This window comes from Salipiger mangrovisoli (assembly GCF_015223355.1).
Classification (GTDB): Bacteria; Pseudomonadota; Alphaproteobacteria; order Rhodobacterales; family Rhodobacteraceae; genus Salipiger; species Salipiger mangrovisoli.
This window is the reverse complement of record NZ_JADFFK010000022.1, coordinates 71755-90524: the sequence shown is the minus strand read 5'-3', so window position 1 is coordinate 90524 and position 18770 is coordinate 71755. Positions and strand designations below refer to the sequence as shown.

Genomic DNA, 18770 nt, shown 5'->3' with positions numbered 1-18770 from the left:
GAGCTTTTCAGCTCAAATCCGAACCCTGCGCCCTATCTATGGGCGAAATGTGAACATCTCAATAACAAGCAGCATGCACGTGCAGCATACCCGCCACCCAGCTCCACGAACCGGACTGACTTTCTGACCGCGAGCGGGACTGAACCTCAAGGCTTCAAACAGGCGACCGAAGCTTTGGTCGTGCCGGCAAACTGTGCGTCGAACCTGCCATGCATCTTGCGCAGGCCAGATTTGCGCAGGGGGAGCTTGCGCTGCGACGCAGCAATTCTTATCTAGAGATCACAGCACGGCGACGTGCTGGCGGAATTTGCCGGGCTCTCTCCTCCTCCCTGAGCCCCGCATTTCAGCGGCGACCCCTCTCCTCCTCCCTTGGGGTCGCCGCGCTCCCGCACTTCCTCCATGCCACTACAAGCTTGCCGCAAAGGCTCTCGGCTGCTTCCCTTCGACCTTGCGCAGCCCTCTTCGCAAGGCGAGGCTATATAGCATTGCTTCGGCCTCACTTTGCGCCAACGCGACTGGCCCCGGGGCTCTCGAGGTCGCTCATGGGGCGTCAATCTTCGGCCAACTCTGACCCTCTCAAGCGTCATGTTGTCATCGTTTAGATGTCGCCTCACCAGGACCTGCACAGATGCGTCCGAACTCGAAGGACGGTCGACCCCCCGTACTTGAGCCAGCCTCCGTTCAGAAATACGGGACCACGTGTGGTGCCGCATGACTATTCACAGGGGGCTTCTTGCAGAATGTCAGAAGTTGATCTATTTTTCTGACAAAAGGAGCATCGTCATCATGTCCCTGCCAACGGAACGGTTGAGCGAAATGGTTCTGGCACATGCCAGAAAATTGCCTGAAGGCGCCCCGGTGACAGCCAAGGGGCTGCTGCATCTGGGCAACCGAGCTGCAGTTGATCAGGCACTGTCGCGCTTGGCAAAACGCGGCGCGTTGCTGCGCGCCAGCCGCGGTGTGTATGTCTTGCCGATCGAGAGCCGCTTTGGAAAACGCGCGCCGTCCGTGGAAAAGACCGTCACGGCGATGGCTGAGCAGCGCGGCGAGCGCATCGCCACCAGCGGCGCCATGGCCGCAAATGCCCTGGGCCTCACGACACAGGTACCGACCCGACCGGTTTACCTGACCTCAGGCCGCTCGCGGCATCTTACGCTTGGGAAACAAGACGTCGAACTGCGCCATGCGCCGAATTGGCAACTGGCCCTCGGCAACGCAAAATCCGGGCAGGTAATCCGAGCCCTTGCCTGGCTCGGTCCGGAGAAGGCACCCGCAGCCTCGTCGCGTATGCGCAGCAAGCTCAGCAGCGCGGAGCGAGCCGAACTGGCGCGGGTCGCCGGTCGCATGCCCGGTTGGCTGGCCGAGACCGTGAGCCGCATGGCCCATGACTGACACGTATTTCGACCTGGCCGCGGCGGATAGGCAGGAGGTCCTGGAAATCGCGGCCAGCGCCTCGGGTCGACCCGTTCATCTCCTCGAAAAGGACATATGGGTCGTCTGGTGCCTCGAGACCCTATTCGGAAGCGATATCGGAGCCCCGCTTGTCTTCAAGGGCGGCACATCTCTGTCCAAGGCCTATCAGGTCATCAAACGATTTTCGGAGGATGTCGATCTTACCTACGATATACGTGAACTCGCTCCCGACCTTGTAGCCGATGCGCCAGACACCCTGCCGTCTTCACGCAGTCAAGAAAGCAGGTGGAGCAAGGAAGCACGCAAGCGCCTGGTCAGATGGGTGGGCGATGCCGCCGCACCGTTCCTTGCAGAAGCCCTTGCGAGGGTCGAGCCCAGCGGCGGCATCCGGGTCGAGAACGATGAGATCTTTATCCGCTATGCCGCCCGAACTCCCACCTCGGACTATGTCCGCCCGGAAGTGAAACTGGAATTCGGAGCACGCGCAACAGGCGAGCCAAACCAATTCATGCCGGTCGCGTGTGACGCCGCACCCTATGTCGCAGAAGTACTCTTTCCGGCGGCAAACCCGCGGGTCATGACCGCCGAACGCACATTTTGGGAAAAGGCGACCGCTGCGCACGTCTATTGCAAGCAAGGCAGATTGCGCGGCGAGCGCTTCGCGCGACACTGGTACGATCTTGTCCGCCTTGCGGAAGCCGGATACGCCGATACTGCCATCCGAGATCGGCGCCTCGCGAATGCGGTTGCCTCACACAAGGCGATGTTTTTTCGAGAAAAGGACCAAGGCGGCCAATTTATCGACTACCATGCCGCGGTCGCCGGAAAGCTCAATATCGTCCCCGAAGGAGAGGCGCGCGCCGCACTTGCAGAGGACTATTCCCGAATGGTCGATGACGGCCTTCTCATAGAAGCCGCCACTCCATTCGATGACTTGATGAAAGCATGCTCGGCGCTGGAGGTCGCCTCCAGACGAAGCGTTCACGAGTAGGGAATAGCTCTCAAAACGGCGCGCTCGTGTCGTTTGCGCGAACTTCACAGGTCTGCCTTCTGCCAGACCCCACCCCCAAATGTTGGGCCAAAAATACTGAAACTTCGAAATCTGAATTTTTCTCAATCCCAACCCGTTCAGAACGAATTGCCAGGCGGATCATGCTGCCATAGACATTTGGAAAACCACTGGAGCCCTGAATGTCCAACCTTGACCTCGATGCCCTTTCACTCGGTGAGCTGAAGCAGCTCGAAAAAGACGTCGCCAAGGCCATCGGCAATTTCGAAGAACGCCAAAAGGCGGCGGCTTTCGAAAAGGTAGACGCGCTTGCCAAGGACCTCGGCTATTCCCTGCCAGACCTTGCCGAACTCAGCGTCAGCCGAAAGCGCCCGGCGTCTACGCCAAAGTACCGCCACCCCGAGAACGCAGAAATTACCTGGAGCGGCCGCGGGCGTAAACCTGCTTGGCTTGCCGAAGCAATCGCAGGCGGGAAAAGCTTGGAAGATTTCGCGATCTGATAGCGCAGTTAGGCGAGCCCGTATCTGCGCCACACCGCTAACCAACATCGCACCCCTATTTCCACCCTCGGGAGAGACTGCAATGCCCACCGGTACTGTCAAATGGTTCAATTCTGAAAAAGGTTATGGGTTCATCGCGCCCGATGACGGAGGCAAGGATGTCTTCGTCCACATCAGCGCGGTCGAGCGTTCCGGGCTGACCGGCCTCAATGACAACCAGAAGGTCTCCTATGACCTGCGAGAAGGCCGCGACGGCCGTCAAATGGCGGCGGACCTCGCCCTCGCTTAAAGCTGCCGATCCCTGACTGCACAGGTCTGAGATCCAGAATCCGGACTGGCCTGCGCAGGCTACTCGACGCCTCTCGGAAGGTGTTGGCATGACATCCCATCGTCGGCATCGACACATCCCCGAACCCCGCGCACCATGGCCAAGAGCGCGCTCGGCACATGATCTCTGGGCGATCCTTGCACCCGTTGCCCGAGAACCTCTTGCGACCGCGCCGCGCTCACCCTCGGGCATTCGCCCAAGCATGGCTGCCCGATGCCTGCGCCCAGGACGAAAGACCCTCCGTCCTTCCACCGCCCGGCACTCTCGCGCGCTTGGGGCACGGGGACGCCGCCGGTTGACAGATATCCGGCGACCGATAGGGTGCCTGGCATGAGGTAACGTCCTCACCCGTCATGGGAATGAATACCCGGGAACGGCCCGGCCCTTGCAGGAGGGCTGGAAGTGCCTCTCAAACCAAATCTGAAATCTCTTCATATCGCGGCCAATCTGTCGGCTAGCGATCCCATGTGCCAGCGGCGCGGCGGGAGGCGAGTGTCGGCCCCAGTTGTACAAGCCGCTGCCACCTTCGCACCCGGCACCGATGATCCTTCGAAGGGGCTTTTCGGCCCTATTGCCGGGCCAAGATCACAATGACCGACACCAACCTCACCACAGATGTCTCGGCACAACCGCCACAGGCTTTGCACTCAGCACCGATGTTGCGCTGGTTCACGGCCTCCGCTGCATTGACGGTGCCGCAAGCTACTGCGCCCGTCGCATTCTCTCTCGTGGCCCTGTCCATCCTGGGGGACGCGCGCCTCGGGGCCGCAATGGTGCTCGCCATGACGCTGGCGCAGGTCGTCGGGGCGATCCCGATCACCCGGCTGGGCCGGGGCAAACCCATCGCAGTCTTCCTGCGCATGCTGGTTCTCTTGCGCAGCGCAGCCCTGGCCGGGATCGTCCTCGGCCTCTATGCCGAGGCGCCGTTCGCCGTCCTCATCGCGCTTTCCGCCCTGGCTGGGCTGGTCAATGGCGCAACCTACGGCTATCTGCGCGCCCTGCTCAATACGCTGACATCGGCGTCCCGGATGCCGCCAGCGTTGGGGATTGCGGCGACGCTGAACGAGGTCACCTTCGTGATGGGCCCGGTCCTGGCCTCCGGTCTCGGGGCCATCTCGCCGGCCCTGGCTGTTGCCGCGATGGCGGTTCTGGGCGGGCTGCCCGCGCTGGTGATTTCAGGCGATGCGAGCATGGCCGCTGCACCTGAAACCCATACGACCGGCCGCCTGGTGACCCCGGAAATCCTCCTCTGGCTCACCTGCGCGGCGGCCGGCGGCGCGACCATCGCCGCCATCGAGATCGGCGCGGTCGCGCTCGCCCTGCATTGTGGCTTTGACCCGGCTATGGCCATCCTGTTCACCGTGCCACTCTGCCTGGCCTCGGTGCTGGGCGGCGTTTGTATCAGCATCCGCAATCGGGCTTCTTCGCCCCGCGCTGTCGTCGTGCAGCTGTCGCTGTTTTCTCTCGGCATCGGAATGACAGCCCTTTCGGGCGCCTTGGTGCCGACAATCCTGGGGGCAGTTCTAGCCGGCCTGATGCTCGCCCCTCTGGGCACGCATTACGCCTTGGTGATCGACGCGCTCGCGCCGCCGCACCGCCGCGCCGAGCTTTTTGCCCTCTTGCACACGGTAAATGCGGGCGGTGTCATTGTGACCAGCGCGCTCCTGACGCTGCTGCCGCTGAATATGGCTCTCGCGGCCGTCGCGGCCTGCATGGTCGTCACGACCGGCGTGGTCGCGCTCAGGACGGTCCGGCGTGGGGCGGGTTGAGCGGGGCGGCGAGCGCGCGTTTCCTACATCCGCCCGCCAGTTGTGTCCGAGACATCGGGCAAAGCGTCACGCGAACATAGCCAGCTGCTGGGGCTCAACCCAGTAGCCGCGCTGACGCTTTGCCACCTCGAGGGTGGTGAGCGCGGTGATCGCCTGCTCCCTATCCGCGAACCAGTCCATCCGGGTCTGGCAACTCAAGCCGACGAGACCCCACTCCTGATGAAGGCTCCACTCGCCAAAGAGGTTGGGAAGGACTTCCATCCGGCAGAAATAGACCCCGGCCCCAGGGCGACGTTTTTCGAGATAAGTGCGCATAGCTCTAGGTCGGTACTTGCTGGACTAATCGGCAACCAAGTCTGCCTAGATCCCTGCTTGGTCCTTTGTGTTTCAACACTGCCCCGCGCAACGATAGCTGCGTGACGAGCAGCTTGCCGGTCTGACGTTGGATATATCCCGAAAAGCGCTGTCGCAAGCGGGGTTCGGTGCCACCACGTTGCTGTTCTTGGGGCTTCACGAAATCCCGACCTGCGCATGCTAGAAGGAATATCGTTCAGGTTCCGCCTTCGCTGAGCACGCCGAGGGGCCTCGGCTCGAAGGCAATCCATAAGTGACAGTCCGAGCGATGCACAATTTCTGGTCCATCGGCAGTTCACCGCTGAGTTGTATCATTTAAGTCGACAACATGTTTAACGCGACCCCCAATTATGCAAGCCTCCGCCACGCCACTCGGCACATCAAAGGCCCTGAAGTGAAAGGCAAAAGTATGAGAGAGTTTTCCCCGGTGATCCCGATTGCAGAGCTGAAGCCGACCCTCGAGACCGGAGGGAAAATTGAGGTCGAATGCGTGGAGGAGCCTACGCGCGTGAGCAACCAGTACCAGGCCGTCTGGAAGTTCTACGCGGTAACCGAAAATGGAGGGCAGCAGCACCGACTCCTGGTCGTGCATGGCAGAGACGTCAAGCCAAGAACCATCCGAACCCTGACGGGTCTTCTTTCGTTCGCCATGGATCTTGGGGTCTCGCCGATATCCATTCCACGCTATGCTGGGGAACGTGCCGTGTGGGAGCCCTACAAGGGAGCAGCCTGATCCACGCTAAGCCGCTGTCACAGGTGGCAGGATGCTCGGAGAACCCAACGATATGATTGCAGCCTCTGGTGATCGATCTCCGGCTCTCCGAAGGAAGCGTGCTGACGGGAGGCTGAGCTCTATCGCGGCCGCAACAAGGCGACGACGGGCGCTACCGAATTAGCCCGCGTCACCCTCGTGACCCAGTCATCGGCTTCCAGCTCTATCTCTGCCTCTTCCAGAGCTCCGCGAAGAGGTGCAACCCGGGCTGGCACCCCCCTCAATCCTTCATCTCAATGGCAACCGGCATCACACCGTCCGCGGCGCCGGATTTGCACCCGTTCCCCGAGCAGTAACGGCCAACCGCGCTCTGCGTCCAAGGGCGATATTGCGTGATGGTTGATCCAGCCCTATTTTTGGTAACGAGAGCAGGAGAATTGCGAGATGTCGACTGTAGCGTCGAAAATCCTAGCAACCGTCAACGCGCCTTACGGCGCGGGCGCTTCTGCATGGGAACTCGCCCAGTGTATCTCCAGCGTTGACGCAATGAAAAAAGCGTATGGTCCTACCTTCTCATTTTTCACGGAGGTGGAAGCGGAGGCGCAGCACGCTTTCGTCGAGGAGATGCACCTCGCGACCAAGTTGCCGTTCCCTATAGCACTCGCCGCGTAAACACGCCGTCGGCGAGCCGTTGAGGTGAACTCTTCTAGGTACCGATGGAGATCCTCGAGACATTGCCGCTCGACCCATGGAGCTTTGGCGGCGGCTCCGCGCTGATGCGTCAGTTTGGGCATCGGGAAAGCCACGACATCGCCGCCCCAAAGCACCTGCCCTATCAGAATCCCAAGACACAAGGCTTCGAGCCAAGTCTTCCTTGAACAGCCACCTCAAGGCGAGCAACTTCACAGGTGCCGCCCAGCTCGTCGCAAAGCTCAGTCGTGGGCATCGACAAGTCCGAAAAACCCACGCAACATAACGCGGAGCGCGACCCGGGGCATATTCTAAGGCGATCTTTACACCCAATGCCCGGGAGGGGCCCCATTCCTCTTGCGACCGGGTCGCGCTCGACCCGCCACCGGGGCGCTTCGACGGTCGCCGCCCCTATCGTCTAGCGTGGCCCACCTCGGCGGAACGCCCCCTATCGCTCGGGACCACGATCTTTGCGCTTGCCCCTGGCCTCAACACCGCGCTCCTGATCTCGCTCTTGCGATCGATAAGCCTCTGCGCCCTTGCGCCTACCGGCGCCCCTTCCCCTGCTCTCGATGTCGAGGGTCAACGCCATTTGCCCGCGTTGCGTCGTGACATCGGTGAGCCTTGCAGAGAATTTGCGTGTCGCCTCGGCCAACTGCCGATCTTCGGGATCCTGCGACTGCGAGAGGATGCGCACCGCATTCCCGTAGGTCGTCATCACCCGGCTCCGCCGGGCCACCAGCGCGTCATCCCAAGGCTTTTGCGGCAGGCGTCCACCATTGTCCTCGAGATCGCGCTTCAGCTCGCGGGTCTTGCGCGCATCGACGAGAGGTTTCCCACCACGCTGGCGAATTTTGTAAACCGGGGTTGCCTCGCCCCGGCGCGTCGCGCCGCGCGCGTGGCGCGGTGTCGACTCCGCCTCGATCCCGCGCTGCCGCAGCTTCTCGGCAAAGGTATCGCGCAAGTGCTGCAGGTCCGGCTTGCCAAACCGCAGCTTCACCCCATCGTCGCCGACGGTGCGCAGGGTCAGATGGACATGCGGATGATGAGTGTCGGTGTGCAGCGCCATGACATAGTCATGCCGACCCTGGAATTCCTGCTCTGCCAGCACCCGCACCGCGTCCTTCACGGCCTCTGCATTGACGCTACCCGGCATGGAGAACATGATGCTGGTAGTGATCCGGGTGCGGTCCGACGCGTACCCGACGGCCCGCGCGTCATCGTGCTTCTCGAGCCATTCGCGAAACACCGACGCCACTTCTCGAGAGCCGTTGAAGGTCTCGCCCCGATCATTCTCGATCTCGATCTTGCCGTTCCGGCTGATGTAGGCGAGGTGCTCGGACACCCGCAGCGCCTCGGTCCCGCGCGAGACCTTGATCGGGTTGCCATGCTTGTCGACCCTGGCCGGCTTCGAGACTTTCACCATCACCTCGGGAGCGCCCTTCACAACGCGGGCCAGCCGAGCCTTGTCCGACCCGGAAATCGCCTGCGCCTTATCGGCCTCTCCCCGCCGCCCGCGCGCGACCTCAGCCCCGCTCTTATCACCGAGCGCTGTCCTGCCCGATGCCTTCCCGACCTGGGCACCACCCGGACTCTTCAGTGTCCGCGCGCTCCGGGGCTGGCTCCAGCAGTCCTCGAACCCGAGCTCGGGTTTGAACTCACTCATCTCTATCTCCCAGTACCTGGACCTGGTACCGCCCCGCCGCGACCGCCCTCAGCTCTTTGCGCAGGCTCGCCACTTCCGCAGTCAAAGCCCGAACCTCTTCGGCCGTGAGCGCCGCCCCTGCCCCGGTCAGCACGCCCCGGTTCAGCGCATGGGCGATCTGGTTGACGTTCACCGCCACCCCGCTGAGCTGACGAAAGGCACGCTGGAACGCCGGACGGTCATTTGGCAGCGGCTGCGGGCCGCCCCGGTAGCGCGCCCGGATCATCGACGCCGCCCAGGTTGCAACCGAGACGCGGCGCTCGCGCGCTTCTTCGTCCAGGGCATCCCGAACGTCCTTGTCGAGGCGTACCGTCACCTTGCCCTCTCGCCGGGAGCGCGACGGAAGGCGCTCCGCCGTCGGGGACGCCTCCCCGTCCGCGACATTCTCCACGAGCACGCGCAGCAAACTGGACACAGTCAAACCGGCCTCCTCCGCGACGGCTTCGAGCCTGGCGCGGATGTCGGGCGTGACGCGGGTTTTGACGAGGGCTGTCTTCTGGGTCATCAGATCATTTGTGTCACAATGCCAGCGCAAGCGCTATCCTGCATTAGTCCCTACCCAATCCCAAAATGTGGTCCGGGACCACATTTCTTGCGCGCGGATCCCACGCCCGAGCGCCCACTGAACCTGCCCGAGAACGCGGCCGAAGGCCGGGTTTCGAGGACCTTTTCCGGCGCGCCCTCACCGTCAGAGCAGTTCCCGGATCCCCGAACCGGAGTCTAGATGAGGCCGAAATAGAAAACGCGCCGCACAAGGCGGCGCGTTTCAGCGGGGGCACGTCAGCGCTGGCTGTCGCTCCTTCCGACGCCTCGGCAGTGACCTTTGACGATCAACGGCGGAGCGTTTCGGACCCTGCCTTGCTAATCGACATAGCTTGTCGGCTTAGTTTCGGCGGACCTCCACCAGCTTGATGTCCGACAGCGGCAGCTCTTCTTCATGCCCACCGTCGAGCCTGACAATGACAGATGCATTGGACGACGTCGCGCGCTCGATGTGCATCGTGCCCATGCGTCCGTCGTGCTCGATGCGCAGCGTGGCGGCACCTTGCACCACTTTCTGCGGCGGCATCGCATTTGGGGCTGGCCGGACAGTCCCGGAAAGAGAAGGGCCAGATTCTGCGGCCAGCGCCTCAACACCTGAGAGATCGCCCGGCATAGGGGTAACTCCCTCGTGCCCCTCTGCCCTTTGGCCTGCGAGCGATTGGGCCGTTGGCTGATCTTCTACGCGTATCTCCTTGGTATCGATCTCTGCCCGCAGCCGCTCGACGCTCACCCGGGAAATGTCCCCAGCCGATGTTTCCGCAAGAAACGCCGATACGGCCTCCTCGTCCTTCTTCCAGAGCGCGTGCAGATCAGACAGGGCGCGGATGGGCGCGTTGCCTGCCGCGGCCTCCTTGAGCGCCGCCGGCATAGTCGCGAGCGCCGCGAACCGCGAGACTTCCCCTTCGTTCCATCCCAGAGACTGCGCAATCGCGCTGCGCGACTGCCCTGCCGCGCGCATGGCGGCCACCGCCTCGGCGACCTCCAGCGTCGTCAGGTCCGCCCGCTGCACATTCTCCGTCAGCTGCGCCATCCGTAATTCTGCGGTCATCTCGCGGATGACCACCGGGATGGTTTTGAGCCCGGCGCGCTGCGCGGCCTGGAACCGGCGCTCGCCCATGATGATCCGATGCTTGCCGTCCTCATCCGACGGCTGCACCGTGATCGCCTGCAGAACGCCCTGCGCCTTGATGCTCGCAGACAGGGAGGCGAGCTTCTCCTCATCGAAATGGCGCCGCGGCTGTTCTGGATCGGGCACGATGTCCTCGAGCGACATTGCCCGCTGCGCCGGAGGCAAAGGCGCGTTCTTGCGCATCAAGGCGCTCAGTTGTCCGCTTGCGGCAAGACGGTCCAGAGTCTCGGTCGTGCTGTTGAATTTCTTGGGAGCCATGGTCAGTCTTCCTTCTTCTTGATCGCCTGCATGAACCACTCAAAATATGCGCCGAACTCGGCCGCAGCTTCCTTGCCGCTCCGCGTCGGCACCTCGAACACCGGGATGCCCTGCGCCTCGGCTTCCTCGTAACCGGTGCGATTGCGGATCGCGTGTGGGATGATCAGGTTTGCGTAGGCCTCGATCACCTGGTGCAGGGTCTCGCGCTCGGTCTTCTTCACCGCGTCGAACCGTGACGGCAGAAGACCGAGAAATCCGATTTCCTTGTTGATCTGCTGCACCTGCACATAGGCGCGCAGCACTGCCTCGACGCCATCGAGCGAAAACCGCTTGAGCTCGATCGGTGCCAGCATGAAGTCCGCCGAGATGAGGGCGCCATAAACCAGCCCGGTGAAGGCGGGCGGCGTGTCGATGATGCAGAAGTCCGCACCGCCCAATCCGCCCAGGACCTCGACCGCTGAGCGCAGCCCTTCATCGTCCGAGTTGACCGGCACATCGCGGTCTCCCTCGATCACCACCAGCTCGCCCGGTGCCACGGTGAACTCCGGGGTCTTGCGGCTCTCGACCATCTCCAGCGCATTGCCGACAATCCGCGCGCCCTGCAGCGCGCTGGTGAGATTTCGCTGCCCATCGAGATCGACCGCGATCACCGAATAACCGTCACGTATGAGATAATAGGCGAGTTGCGACGCAGTGGTTGTCTTGCCCACGCCGCCCTTGTTGTTTGCGATGACGATCGTCTGCACCGCCTGCTCCTTTCCTGTCGTTCCAAATTGAGCCGCAGCGCAGGGGTGCGTCGCGGGCAAATCTGGCGCAGCGCTCCGGGCAGGTGCGCCCAAGATCAGACGTCCGGCGAGGATCGGCATGCGGCAGGTCTGCGAAGGAACGATTGGAAAACCGCCCTCCCTCCGGCCTGTCATAAGCGCGGCGCCCGACATGCCGGGCGGCTGACCGGGGGCCTGGGGGCCGCGGCGAGACGAACGTCTCGGCGCGGCAAAATTTGAGACCCGGTCGCGTGACGGCCCCACTCAATGCACACGCTTAAGGAGAGCACAAACGCAAAGGGGCCCGCTCACACGGGCCCCTCTCTCTATCGGCTTGATTTCGCTTACGCTGCGACAGCTTGGCTCCTTCCGGCCTCCGCCGCCGCGATCAGAAAATCCGCCGCCTTTTGCGCAGCGCTTGCTGCCCTGAAGATCGCGCGCTTGTCCTCTTTCAGCGAAGCAATCCAGCTCTCGAGGTAGGACGCCGCCTCCTCGATGGTCGGCTCGATGCCAATTTTCGCCCCGAGGAAGCAGCTGCCGATCTCGGCCACAAGTTCCTCGCGCGCATAGTCGGCCTTGGTCGATCCGGGCTTGAAACGGTCGAGCCGCGAGCGATGACCTGACCAGTGGATTCCTTCATGGCAGAGGGTTGCCGCGTGCGCCTCGGGAGAAATGAATGCCGAGACCGGCGGCATCTGGATACGATCTTCCGAGGGAATGTAGCAGGCCCGGTCGCCGCCATAGGTGATCTTTGCGCCGATCGCGGCAAAGAACGCATCGACCTCCGGCAGGGCTTGCGTGCCAAGATCCTCCTGCACCTCGGGCACGCCATAATAGTGGTCGGGCAGACCCTCGATTTGGTCAGCATTGAAAACCCGGTAGGCCCGAGCATAGGGAATGGTCACCTCATCGCCCGCATCGTTCTCCCGCGCGATCGTGCCGTATTTGACCACCGTGGAAGATTTCGAGCCCTTGCGCACATGCGCGCCCAGGTCCTTGGTCTGCCGGAACGTGAACCAATGCGCCGAGGTAAATCCGTTCGACTGCGCAGCCAGCCAAAGCATCAGCACGTTGATGCCGCGGTAGGGCTCGCCGCTGGATCGCAGGGGGAACTGACCGGTCTGACCACCGCCGGACCACGGTTGCCGCCACGGCGCGGTGCCTGCCTCCATCGCTTCGATGATCTGATCGGTGACGTGCTGGTAGATGTCGAAATCGGACTTTGCCATTTGTGGCCTCCTGTCTGGTGAGGCGGTCGCGCTTGGTGCCTGCGTCCCGCCGGTGGGCTCGGCCTCGCCACTCTGATTTGGCGAAAACCATGTTTTCGGCGGAACAGAGTGGGGTGGGCGAAGCCCTACCCACGGGCCTGAGCCGGACAGTCAAAGGATCGCAGACGGGGATGGTGCGGCCCGCAGGCCGAAGGCCGAGGACACGGTCCCCGGCGGAGACGACGCGCAGCGCGCGGCGCTTGTCTTTTGACTTTCCGGGGCAGGTCTGTTGGCGGACAAGCTATTGGATGATGCCAGGGCGGGGGTGAGCGGGCGCAGCCCGTCGATCCCCCGCCCTGACTTTCGAGATCACGCGAGACGCGCGCCTCGCGCGGCTCTCATCTGCAACGCTGCATTGCCAGAAAGACTTGCGGTGGACGCCAAGCCCCCAATGCAGGTCAAGATACACCAATCGCCAGAGGGGTGCCCCGGCCCGAAGACCGAGGCGACAGCTTCACATGCCCTCGGGCGTCCACGCCTCCACGCGGGATTTCTGTTCGGCGGTCAACTCCGGGGCGGCATCAAGTCCGTTGAAAATCGCATCCAGCCGATCCACCAGCGCCCGCTTGGCTTCCTTCGCCGGTCGGTCCTTTAGGGCCTCCTCGCCCAAAACGTCACGCTCAATCTTCATCAGTTGAGATGCGGTCAGGCGGGCGAAGAACGTTCGGTCGGGCGTCCAGACCTCGCGGGCCCTGGCCTCGGCGATCTCTGCAATGGCCTCTACGATGGGGTTGGCTTTATCGAGAGCCAGTCCGGCCCCAAAGGCGCGCGCGATGGCCTCGGTCAGCATGGCGTTCCGCTCCTTCTTCGCTTTCTCCCGAAAGGCGACGAAGGCGTCCGCCGCGTCCTCTTGGCCCATATAGCCAGCGTGTTCCGCGATCAGCCGCTCGGAGAGGGACACAGCGTCAGCGCCGACGTCTGGCAGGTTTCTTGCGGTATCGGTGCGAATACCGACCGGGAAGACACCCCCATACATCGGATGTGTGAGCGCAAAGGTCAAAAGGTCCAGCGCCAGTTCCGGTTTGCGCAGGATCGCGGTCTGGATCGCGCCCGTGCGGATCGCTGCGAGGTCGGTTTCAAGCGCGCCCGAATAGGGGCCTTTCGCCTTGCCGGCGTCGCCAGTGGCACCAGAGCTTCGGGCGCTGCATATGCCCTTCGCGACCGCTTCCGCTTCATCCGCAGCGCTCACCAGACCAAAGCGCGAAACCAGGTCGCCCTGATAGTCCATCGCGAGCATGACGCCGGAAACGCTGCGCTGCTCCGGCGTCCAGATGCGCGCGCGGTTTCTTTCGCCAAGCACAGCGTACTCACCCCGCTCCTCTTCGGTACAAGTATTGGCCTCGATGAGCGCGGCCAGCTCGCTGTAACGGGCGGCTTCGTCTTCGGTGAACGACACGCGCTCGGCGGTGAGGGTTTGCAGCTTGTAGATGCGAGTGTAGTCGAGGCCTTCAAGCGACGTCTCCACCCACTTCCAGCCCTCGGCTTTCATCTCCGCCGCCAGATGCTGCATCTTTTCCTCGGCGAGGCGGTTCAACAGGGCCACATCGTTGAAATACACGTCCTCGCCGAACAGGTCTTCAGTGATCGAGCCGCCCTCCGCCTCGTAGGCATCGCGCCCGACAAATGCGGAAAGCCCGCTGGCGTCCTCGGCGTCCCGTTTCAACGCCCGCCGAATGGCCGACGGATCATCCGCGTTCCAACTGCCCTGCATCCGGTTGAAGACAGTGGTCTGCGCCTCGACATCCTCCGCAACGGTGTAGGCGGCGGCAACGTCGAGGGTGATGTCACCTGCGCGCAGCGCGTCGAGGATCACCGGCGCCATACCTGCGAGCTTCAACCGACCTTTGACGTGACGCACGGACACCGCGAAGGCTTTCGCGATGGTTTCCGGGAGCGCGCCGCGATCCGCCATTTCGCCATAGGCGGCGATTTCGTCCGCCGGGTTGAGCGCCATACGCGCGGCATTCTCCGTATTCGCCCAAGCCCGCGCCTCGGCCTTGTCGCTCGTGATCTTGATCGGGATCAAGCGGCCCTCGCCCGCCCCCTCTTCGTCTTGGGCAAGGAGCTTGAGCGCGCGCAAGCGGCGGCCCCCGGCCACGACGCCGATCTTCTCGGGGCCCTCCTCGAGGCCACCGAGGTTCTGCAACAACCCGACGGTGCGCAAGGACATCGCCAACGCTTCGATTTCGGCCTCGGTGCAGGACTGCCGGGGGTTCAGCTCGGACAGGTGCAGGTGAGCCAGCGGAACCATACGGATTTCTTCGGAGCCGATCATACTGTCTTTCCTCTTGTCTTGTGTCTGGCGGGTTGGGACTTCGTCCACCCCCGCCGATGGGCTCGGCCTCGCCACTCTGATTTGACGAAAACCATGTTTTCGGCGGAACAGAGTGGGGTGGGCGAAGCCCGGCCCACGGGCCTGAGCCGGACAGTCAAAGGATCGCAGACGGGGATGGTGCGGCCCGCAGGCCGAAGGCCGAGGACACGGTCCCCGGCGGAGACGACGCGCAGCGCGCGGCGCTTGTCTTTTGACTTTCCGGGGCAGGTCTGTTGGCGGACAATCTATTGGATCGTGCCAGGGCGGGGGTGAGCGGGCGCAGCCCGTCGATCCCCCGCCCTGACTTTCGAGATCATGCGAGACGCCCGCCTCGCGCGGCTCTCCATCTCTTTCATCCGAATGAAAATGCCCGACATTCCGCTGACTATCTGACCCCGCAACAGGCCGAGCATCGCGAGGGAAGACCGTCACCCGAAGGGACGAGACTTGCCCGCTGCATCGACCATGCCGGCGCGACTCGGCCGGGCTCGTAGAGACCGGACGCATCGCACTCGGCCGGCAGGGAGATCAGGGGGCAAGGCTCGGGGAGCGCGCCGGCAACGCCGGGGCGATCCTAGGGCCCGATCCTGGGTGTCCCTGGTCGCGGGCGACTGCACGCGACCAGGGACGGCCGGGAGTTGCCTAGGCCTCCGATCCGCGTGACAAAGAATTGCCGACGGGCCACACTTTCTCTAGCTCTATACGCATGACGCCCGGCTCCGAAAACGTGACCTGCTTTGCCGCCTATCGCGCGGAGAGGCTCCGTGCGCAAATTCGGCACCGTCTCTGGGAGCTCAGACAGCGCAACGGGTCCCGGTCCCGCCCTGAGATGAAGTCACTCGAGAACGAGCTGAGCACCATGTGCCTCCATCTCGCCAAGCTCAATGAGGCCCAGGAAACCCGGTAGTCGAGCCACACGCGCGGGCCAAACCCGCACCTTCTGCGCCGTGTCGATCTGCCATCACCACACTCGCCGAAGCGTGAGAGACTCCCCTCTCGCCGACAGGGGCAAGCACATGCCCCGCACCATATTGCACAAATCAGCATATTTTTGCATAAGATCGCAACTTGTGGAATCAACCTGCAGGCTGGCACATGGCCCTCACCCTTCCCGACGCGCGGCAAGACGCACTCCGCGCGCGTCTGACACGCGGCCAGACGCTCGAGCTCTCCGCGCTTTCTCAGGAATTTTCGGTTTCGATTGACACCGTCCGTCGTGACCTGAAGACGCTCGAGGCAGAAGGTTTGGCGCGCTGCGTGCGCGGCGGGGCAATGCCCGTGAGCCGCCCTTCCGGTACCGCGCTGCAACGTATGGCATTGGCCGAGCCAGGCCACGAGGCCCTTGCATCAAGAGCTCTGCCGCTGATCGAAGATGGCATGGTTCTGCTGCTCGACGGCGGGGCAACGGTTCACGCGCTGGCTCAACTCCTGCCAAGCCTGCCGAACAGCCTTGTGGTTACCCCGGCTCCGGCGGTGGCGCTGGCCTGCCTTGCGGCGGGCATTGACACGCAGCTTGTCGGGGGACGGTTGTCGCCGAGCGGTGCGATTGCCGTCGGCCATGGCGCCGTCGCGGCGCTTTCCGACGTCGCGGCGGACATCGCTTTTCTCGGGGCCTGCAGTCTCGATCCGGCCTTTGGCCTGGGCGCCGATGATCTGAGTGAGGCCGAGGTGAAGTGCGCCATGGCCGCGGCAAGCCATGTGTCCATTGCCCTGGCCGGCGCGGATAAACTGGGGCGGCGCAGCCGCCACCGCGTTCTTAACTGCCAGGACCTCGACATGCTGATCACCGATGCCGGCCCGGAGAGCGTCACCCCATATAAAGAGCAAGGGATCGAAATCTGTCATGCCTGAGCTCAGAACCCCCTGGCGTGCGGTAGCCGCCGCTTTTGCCCTGAATGGCGTTCTGCTCGGATGCTGGGCCTCGCGCATTCCCGCCTTCGTCGATCGACTTGGGCTCGACGAGCGTACGCTCGGCAGCCTCCTGCTGGTCATGGGAGCCGGGGCTCTGACCTCGTTTCCGCTCGCCGGGCGGCTCTCCGACCGGTTCGGTGCGGTCCGGCTGACGCGCTGGATAGCGCTGGCCTACCTCGGGTCGGTGATCTTCCTGGGGATGTCGCAGTCGCTGGTCCTGCTCGCCTCTGCGCTCTTTTTCTTCGGAATGTGCCACGGCTCGATGGATGTTGCGATGAACAGCTGGGCCAGCGAGGTCGAGCGACATATGAAGCGCTCGGTCATGTCGTCCTTCCATGCCATGTGGAGTCTCGGCGCAGGGCTCGGCGCGGCCGGTGGTTATCTGGCGACCCTCGCGGGCGCCTCGGCCGGGGTGCATTTTGCGCTGGCCGCGCTGCTCTCTGCGGCGCTCTTCGGGCCGTTCCTGCGCCTGCCATGGCAATCGCAGATGCGTTTGGCGCAGGCGGGCGAGCCCCGCGCGCCGATCTTCGCGGTGCCGCGCGGATCGCTGCTCCTGGTGGCGGTCATGGCTTTGGCGGCGGGCTTGGGCGAAGGCGCGGCGGTGGATTGGAGCGCGGTCTTCTTGACCGACACGCTGGGCACGCCCGAAGCCCAGGCGACATTCGGCTACGCGGCGTTTTCCATCACGATGGTCATCATGCGGCTGACCATCGGCAGCTTCATCACCCGCTTCGGCGCAACCACGGTCGCGCGTGGCAGCGGGCTTCTTGCCGCGGCGGGCTACGCGATCTGCGCCGGCACCGACGCGCTGCCGATCGCTCTCGCTGGGTTCATCTTGATGGGCATGGGCTATGCCGCGGTGATCCCCATGGCTTTTTCCCGCGCCGCCAATGACCCCGTGGTGCCCGCCGGGCAGGCCATCGCCTCGGTCGCAACGCTGGGCTATGGCGCCATGCTCTTCGGACCGCCGCTGATCGGTTTCATCGCGCATGCGACCTCGCTGCGGGTACCCTTCGCCATGGTCGGCGGCGCGGCGCTTCTGATCGCGATCTGCGCCGGAGCGCTTAGCACGACCCGGAACTCCCCGGATGCTCTGCCTGAAGAAGGTGGCCGGGCCTGAAGAGGTTGGCGGACGCACTGCTCGGTCCTCGCACACATTCCTCGACAGGATCGGCAGAAATCTCAATGAGGGACCTTGGATCCGGACCTCAGTCGCTGCACGACCTACGTCCGGCCGACAACAATGCGAGCTCGGCGCAATGTGCGCGTGTCTCGCCAACCTCTATGATGCCCAATCGGCCAAGTGTCAGGCAAACCGAGCGCCTCGTCGCGCCTCATGAACCAATGACGGTCTCCACGCGCCGCCGCTGTCAAACCGGTGCAGAGGCCGTACCGACTGGCTTTGAGGGTGCCGCTTCGGGATACTGCGCCTTCGCCGCTTCCGACACGGCTGCGGTGGCCTCGTCAGTCGCCTCAGCTGTCAACTCCCTCATCGCTGTCCCGCAGCCCTTCATGACCTCGGCAAGTGCAGCGGCCATGTCCTGAGCGAGTTGGGCCTGTGCCTGCGAAAACTCCGCAATCGCTGGACCATATTCGGACCGTTCCCGGACTTCGGACAAAGTCCTAAGATTGCTCAACGCCTTCTTGGTCGACGATGCGAAAACATCCGTCGACAGAGATGCGGCTTCCAGCGCGATGCTCGCGAACTCCGAGAAAGCGGCGAAGCCGGACGTGACAGCTTCTGCGTCATAGGGCGCCGACATGCTGTATGGAGCCTTTCCGAAGGCCGCTTGGGTTCCCATGCTGAACTCCTCGAATGCGGGGTAAGGGAATGGCAATGAGTGTGTTCGCTGCGCTGCGGCATAGCAAGAGATTCCATAGACGGCGCTCAAATGTCAGGGCTGAGTGGCGAGTACTCGCCGGCAAGCATCTCCTGGCGCTGCGGCAATCGCGCAGGCCGCGAACGGAGATGCCCGGAAATTGAGCACTGCAGGTTGGGCCTTTGCACGCAAAGAACATCAAGGCTCCCATCCACGTAGTTGCCCACCGCAAATGTGGATAACTCCGCGCACCGGTCGGTTTCACGCAGTGACGGAATGCCGG

General features: G+C 63.4%; 18 protein-coding genes. 10 read left to right on the top strand and 8 right to left on the bottom strand.

The features are described from left to right. Window positions 1-750 precede the first annotated feature (750 nt). From IQ782_RS23635 to IQ782_RS23615, 5 genes are all read left to right on the top strand, one after another. Entirely contained in the window at window positions 751-1392 is a 642-nt protein-coding gene (locus IQ782_RS23635; protein ID WP_476707525.1) for a DUF6088 family protein, read from the top strand. Next, a complete protein-coding gene (locus IQ782_RS23630; RefSeq protein WP_194137127.1) occupies window positions 1385-2404 on the top strand; it encodes a nucleotidyl transferase AbiEii/AbiGii toxin family protein in 1020 nt (339 codons plus the stop codon). The genes IQ782_RS23635 and IQ782_RS23630 overlap by 8 nt, the downstream gene beginning before the upstream one ends. A 200-nt stretch (window positions 2405-2604) precedes the next feature. Beyond that, window positions 2605-2922 carry an H-NS histone family protein gene (locus tag IQ782_RS23625; protein ID WP_194137126.1) on the top strand — a complete coding sequence of 106 codons (318 nt, stop codon included), beginning with the start codon at window positions 2605-2607 and terminating at the stop codon, window positions 2920-2922. Window positions 2923-3004: 82 nt separating this feature from the next. Then, window positions 3005-3211 (top strand): cold-shock protein, encoded by a 207-nt coding sequence (locus tag IQ782_RS23620; protein WP_092430609.1) that lies wholly within the window; start codon window positions 3005-3007, stop codon window positions 3209-3211. A 629-nt stretch (window positions 3212-3840) separates the two neighbouring features. Beyond that, window positions 3841-5019 (top strand): MFS transporter, encoded by a 1179-nt coding sequence (locus IQ782_RS23615; protein WP_194137125.1) that lies wholly within the window; start codon window positions 3841-3843, stop codon window positions 5017-5019. Between the two features lie 66 nt (window positions 5020-5085). On the opposite strand, the gene IQ782_RS23610 is transcribed toward IQ782_RS23615, so the two are convergent. Further along, on the bottom strand, window positions 5086-5334 hold the full coding sequence (locus tag IQ782_RS23610) for a WGR domain-containing protein (RefSeq protein WP_194137124.1): 249 nt from the start codon (window positions 5332-5334) through the stop codon (window positions 5086-5088). A 367-nt stretch (window positions 5335-5701) separates the two neighbouring features. Between IQ782_RS23610 and IQ782_RS23605 the strand changes: the two genes are divergently transcribed. The 3 genes from IQ782_RS23605 (at window position 5702) to IQ782_RS23595 (ending at window position 6963) form a co-directional block, all read left to right on the top strand. Next, window positions 5702-6106 carry a hypothetical protein gene (locus tag IQ782_RS23605; RefSeq protein ID WP_194137123.1) on the top strand — a complete coding sequence of 135 codons (405 nt, stop codon included), beginning with the start codon at window positions 5702-5704 and terminating at the stop codon, window positions 6104-6106. A gap of 423 nt (window positions 6107-6529) precedes the next feature. After that, window positions 6530-6757 carry a hypothetical protein gene (locus IQ782_RS23600; protein ID WP_194137122.1) on the top strand — a complete coding sequence of 76 codons (228 nt, stop codon included), beginning with the start codon at window positions 6530-6532 and terminating at the stop codon, window positions 6755-6757. 44 nt (window positions 6758-6801) lie between these two features. Continuing rightward, window positions 6802-6963, top strand: coding sequence for a hypothetical protein (locus tag IQ782_RS23595; protein WP_194137121.1), 162 nt, complete (start codon window positions 6802-6804; stop codon window positions 6961-6963). A gap of 260 nt (window positions 6964-7223) precedes the next feature. On the opposite strand, the gene IQ782_RS23590 is transcribed toward IQ782_RS23595, so the two are convergent. From IQ782_RS23590 to IQ782_RS23565, 6 genes are all read right to left on the bottom strand, one after another. Next, window positions 7224-8441 (bottom strand): relaxase/mobilization nuclease domain-containing protein, encoded by a 1218-nt coding sequence (locus IQ782_RS23590; RefSeq protein WP_194137120.1) that lies wholly within the window; start codon window positions 8439-8441, stop codon window positions 7224-7226. Further along, window positions 8434-8985, bottom strand: a complete 552-nt coding sequence (locus tag IQ782_RS23585; protein ID WP_194137119.1) for a plasmid mobilization protein — start codon at window positions 8983-8985, stop codon at window positions 8434-8436. The genes IQ782_RS23590 and IQ782_RS23585 overlap by 8 nt, the downstream gene beginning before the upstream one ends. 378 nt (window positions 8986-9363) lie before the next feature. After that, the gene (locus IQ782_RS23580) at window positions 9364-10410 is read right to left on the bottom strand and encodes a ParB/RepB/Spo0J family partition protein (protein WP_194137118.1); all 1047 of its coding nucleotides are present in this window, start codon (window positions 10408-10410) and stop codon (window positions 9364-9366) included. A gap of 2 nt (window positions 10411-10412) precedes the next feature. Next, window positions 10413-11156: an AAA family ATPase gene (locus tag IQ782_RS23575; RefSeq protein ID WP_194137117.1), complete on the bottom strand. Its 744-nt coding sequence runs from the start codon at window positions 11154-11156 to the stop codon at window positions 10413-10415. Window positions 11157-11518: 362 nt separating this feature from the next. Further along, window positions 11519-12403 carry an ArdC family protein gene (locus tag IQ782_RS23570; protein ID WP_194137116.1) on the bottom strand — a complete coding sequence of 295 codons (885 nt, stop codon included), beginning with the start codon at window positions 12401-12403 and terminating at the stop codon, window positions 11519-11521. A 493-nt stretch (window positions 12404-12896) separates the two neighbouring features. Next, window positions 12897-14717: a ParB/RepB/Spo0J family partition protein gene (locus IQ782_RS23565; RefSeq protein WP_194137115.1), complete on the bottom strand. Its 1821-nt coding sequence runs from the start codon at window positions 14715-14717 to the stop codon at window positions 12897-12899. A gap of 1134 nt (window positions 14718-15851) precedes the next feature. Between IQ782_RS23565 and IQ782_RS23560 the strand changes: the two genes are divergently transcribed. Both IQ782_RS23560 and IQ782_RS23555 read left to right on the top strand, forming a co-directional pair. Next, window positions 15852-16607 (top strand): DeoR/GlpR family DNA-binding transcription regulator, encoded by a 756-nt coding sequence (locus IQ782_RS23560; protein WP_194137114.1) that lies wholly within the window; start codon window positions 15852-15854, stop codon window positions 16605-16607. Beyond that, window positions 16600-17787, top strand: coding sequence for an MFS transporter (locus tag IQ782_RS23555; RefSeq protein ID WP_194137113.1), 1188 nt, complete (start codon window positions 16600-16602; stop codon window positions 17785-17787). Before IQ782_RS23560 ends, IQ782_RS23555 begins: the two co-directional genes overlap by 8 nt. Window positions 17788-18037: 250 nt before the next feature. Here IQ782_RS23555 and IQ782_RS23550 read toward each other — a convergent pair whose 3' ends face one another. After that, entirely contained in the window at window positions 18038-18469 is a 432-nt protein-coding gene (locus IQ782_RS23550; RefSeq protein WP_092430633.1) for a hypothetical protein, read from the bottom strand. Window positions 18470-18770 lie beyond the last annotated feature (301 nt).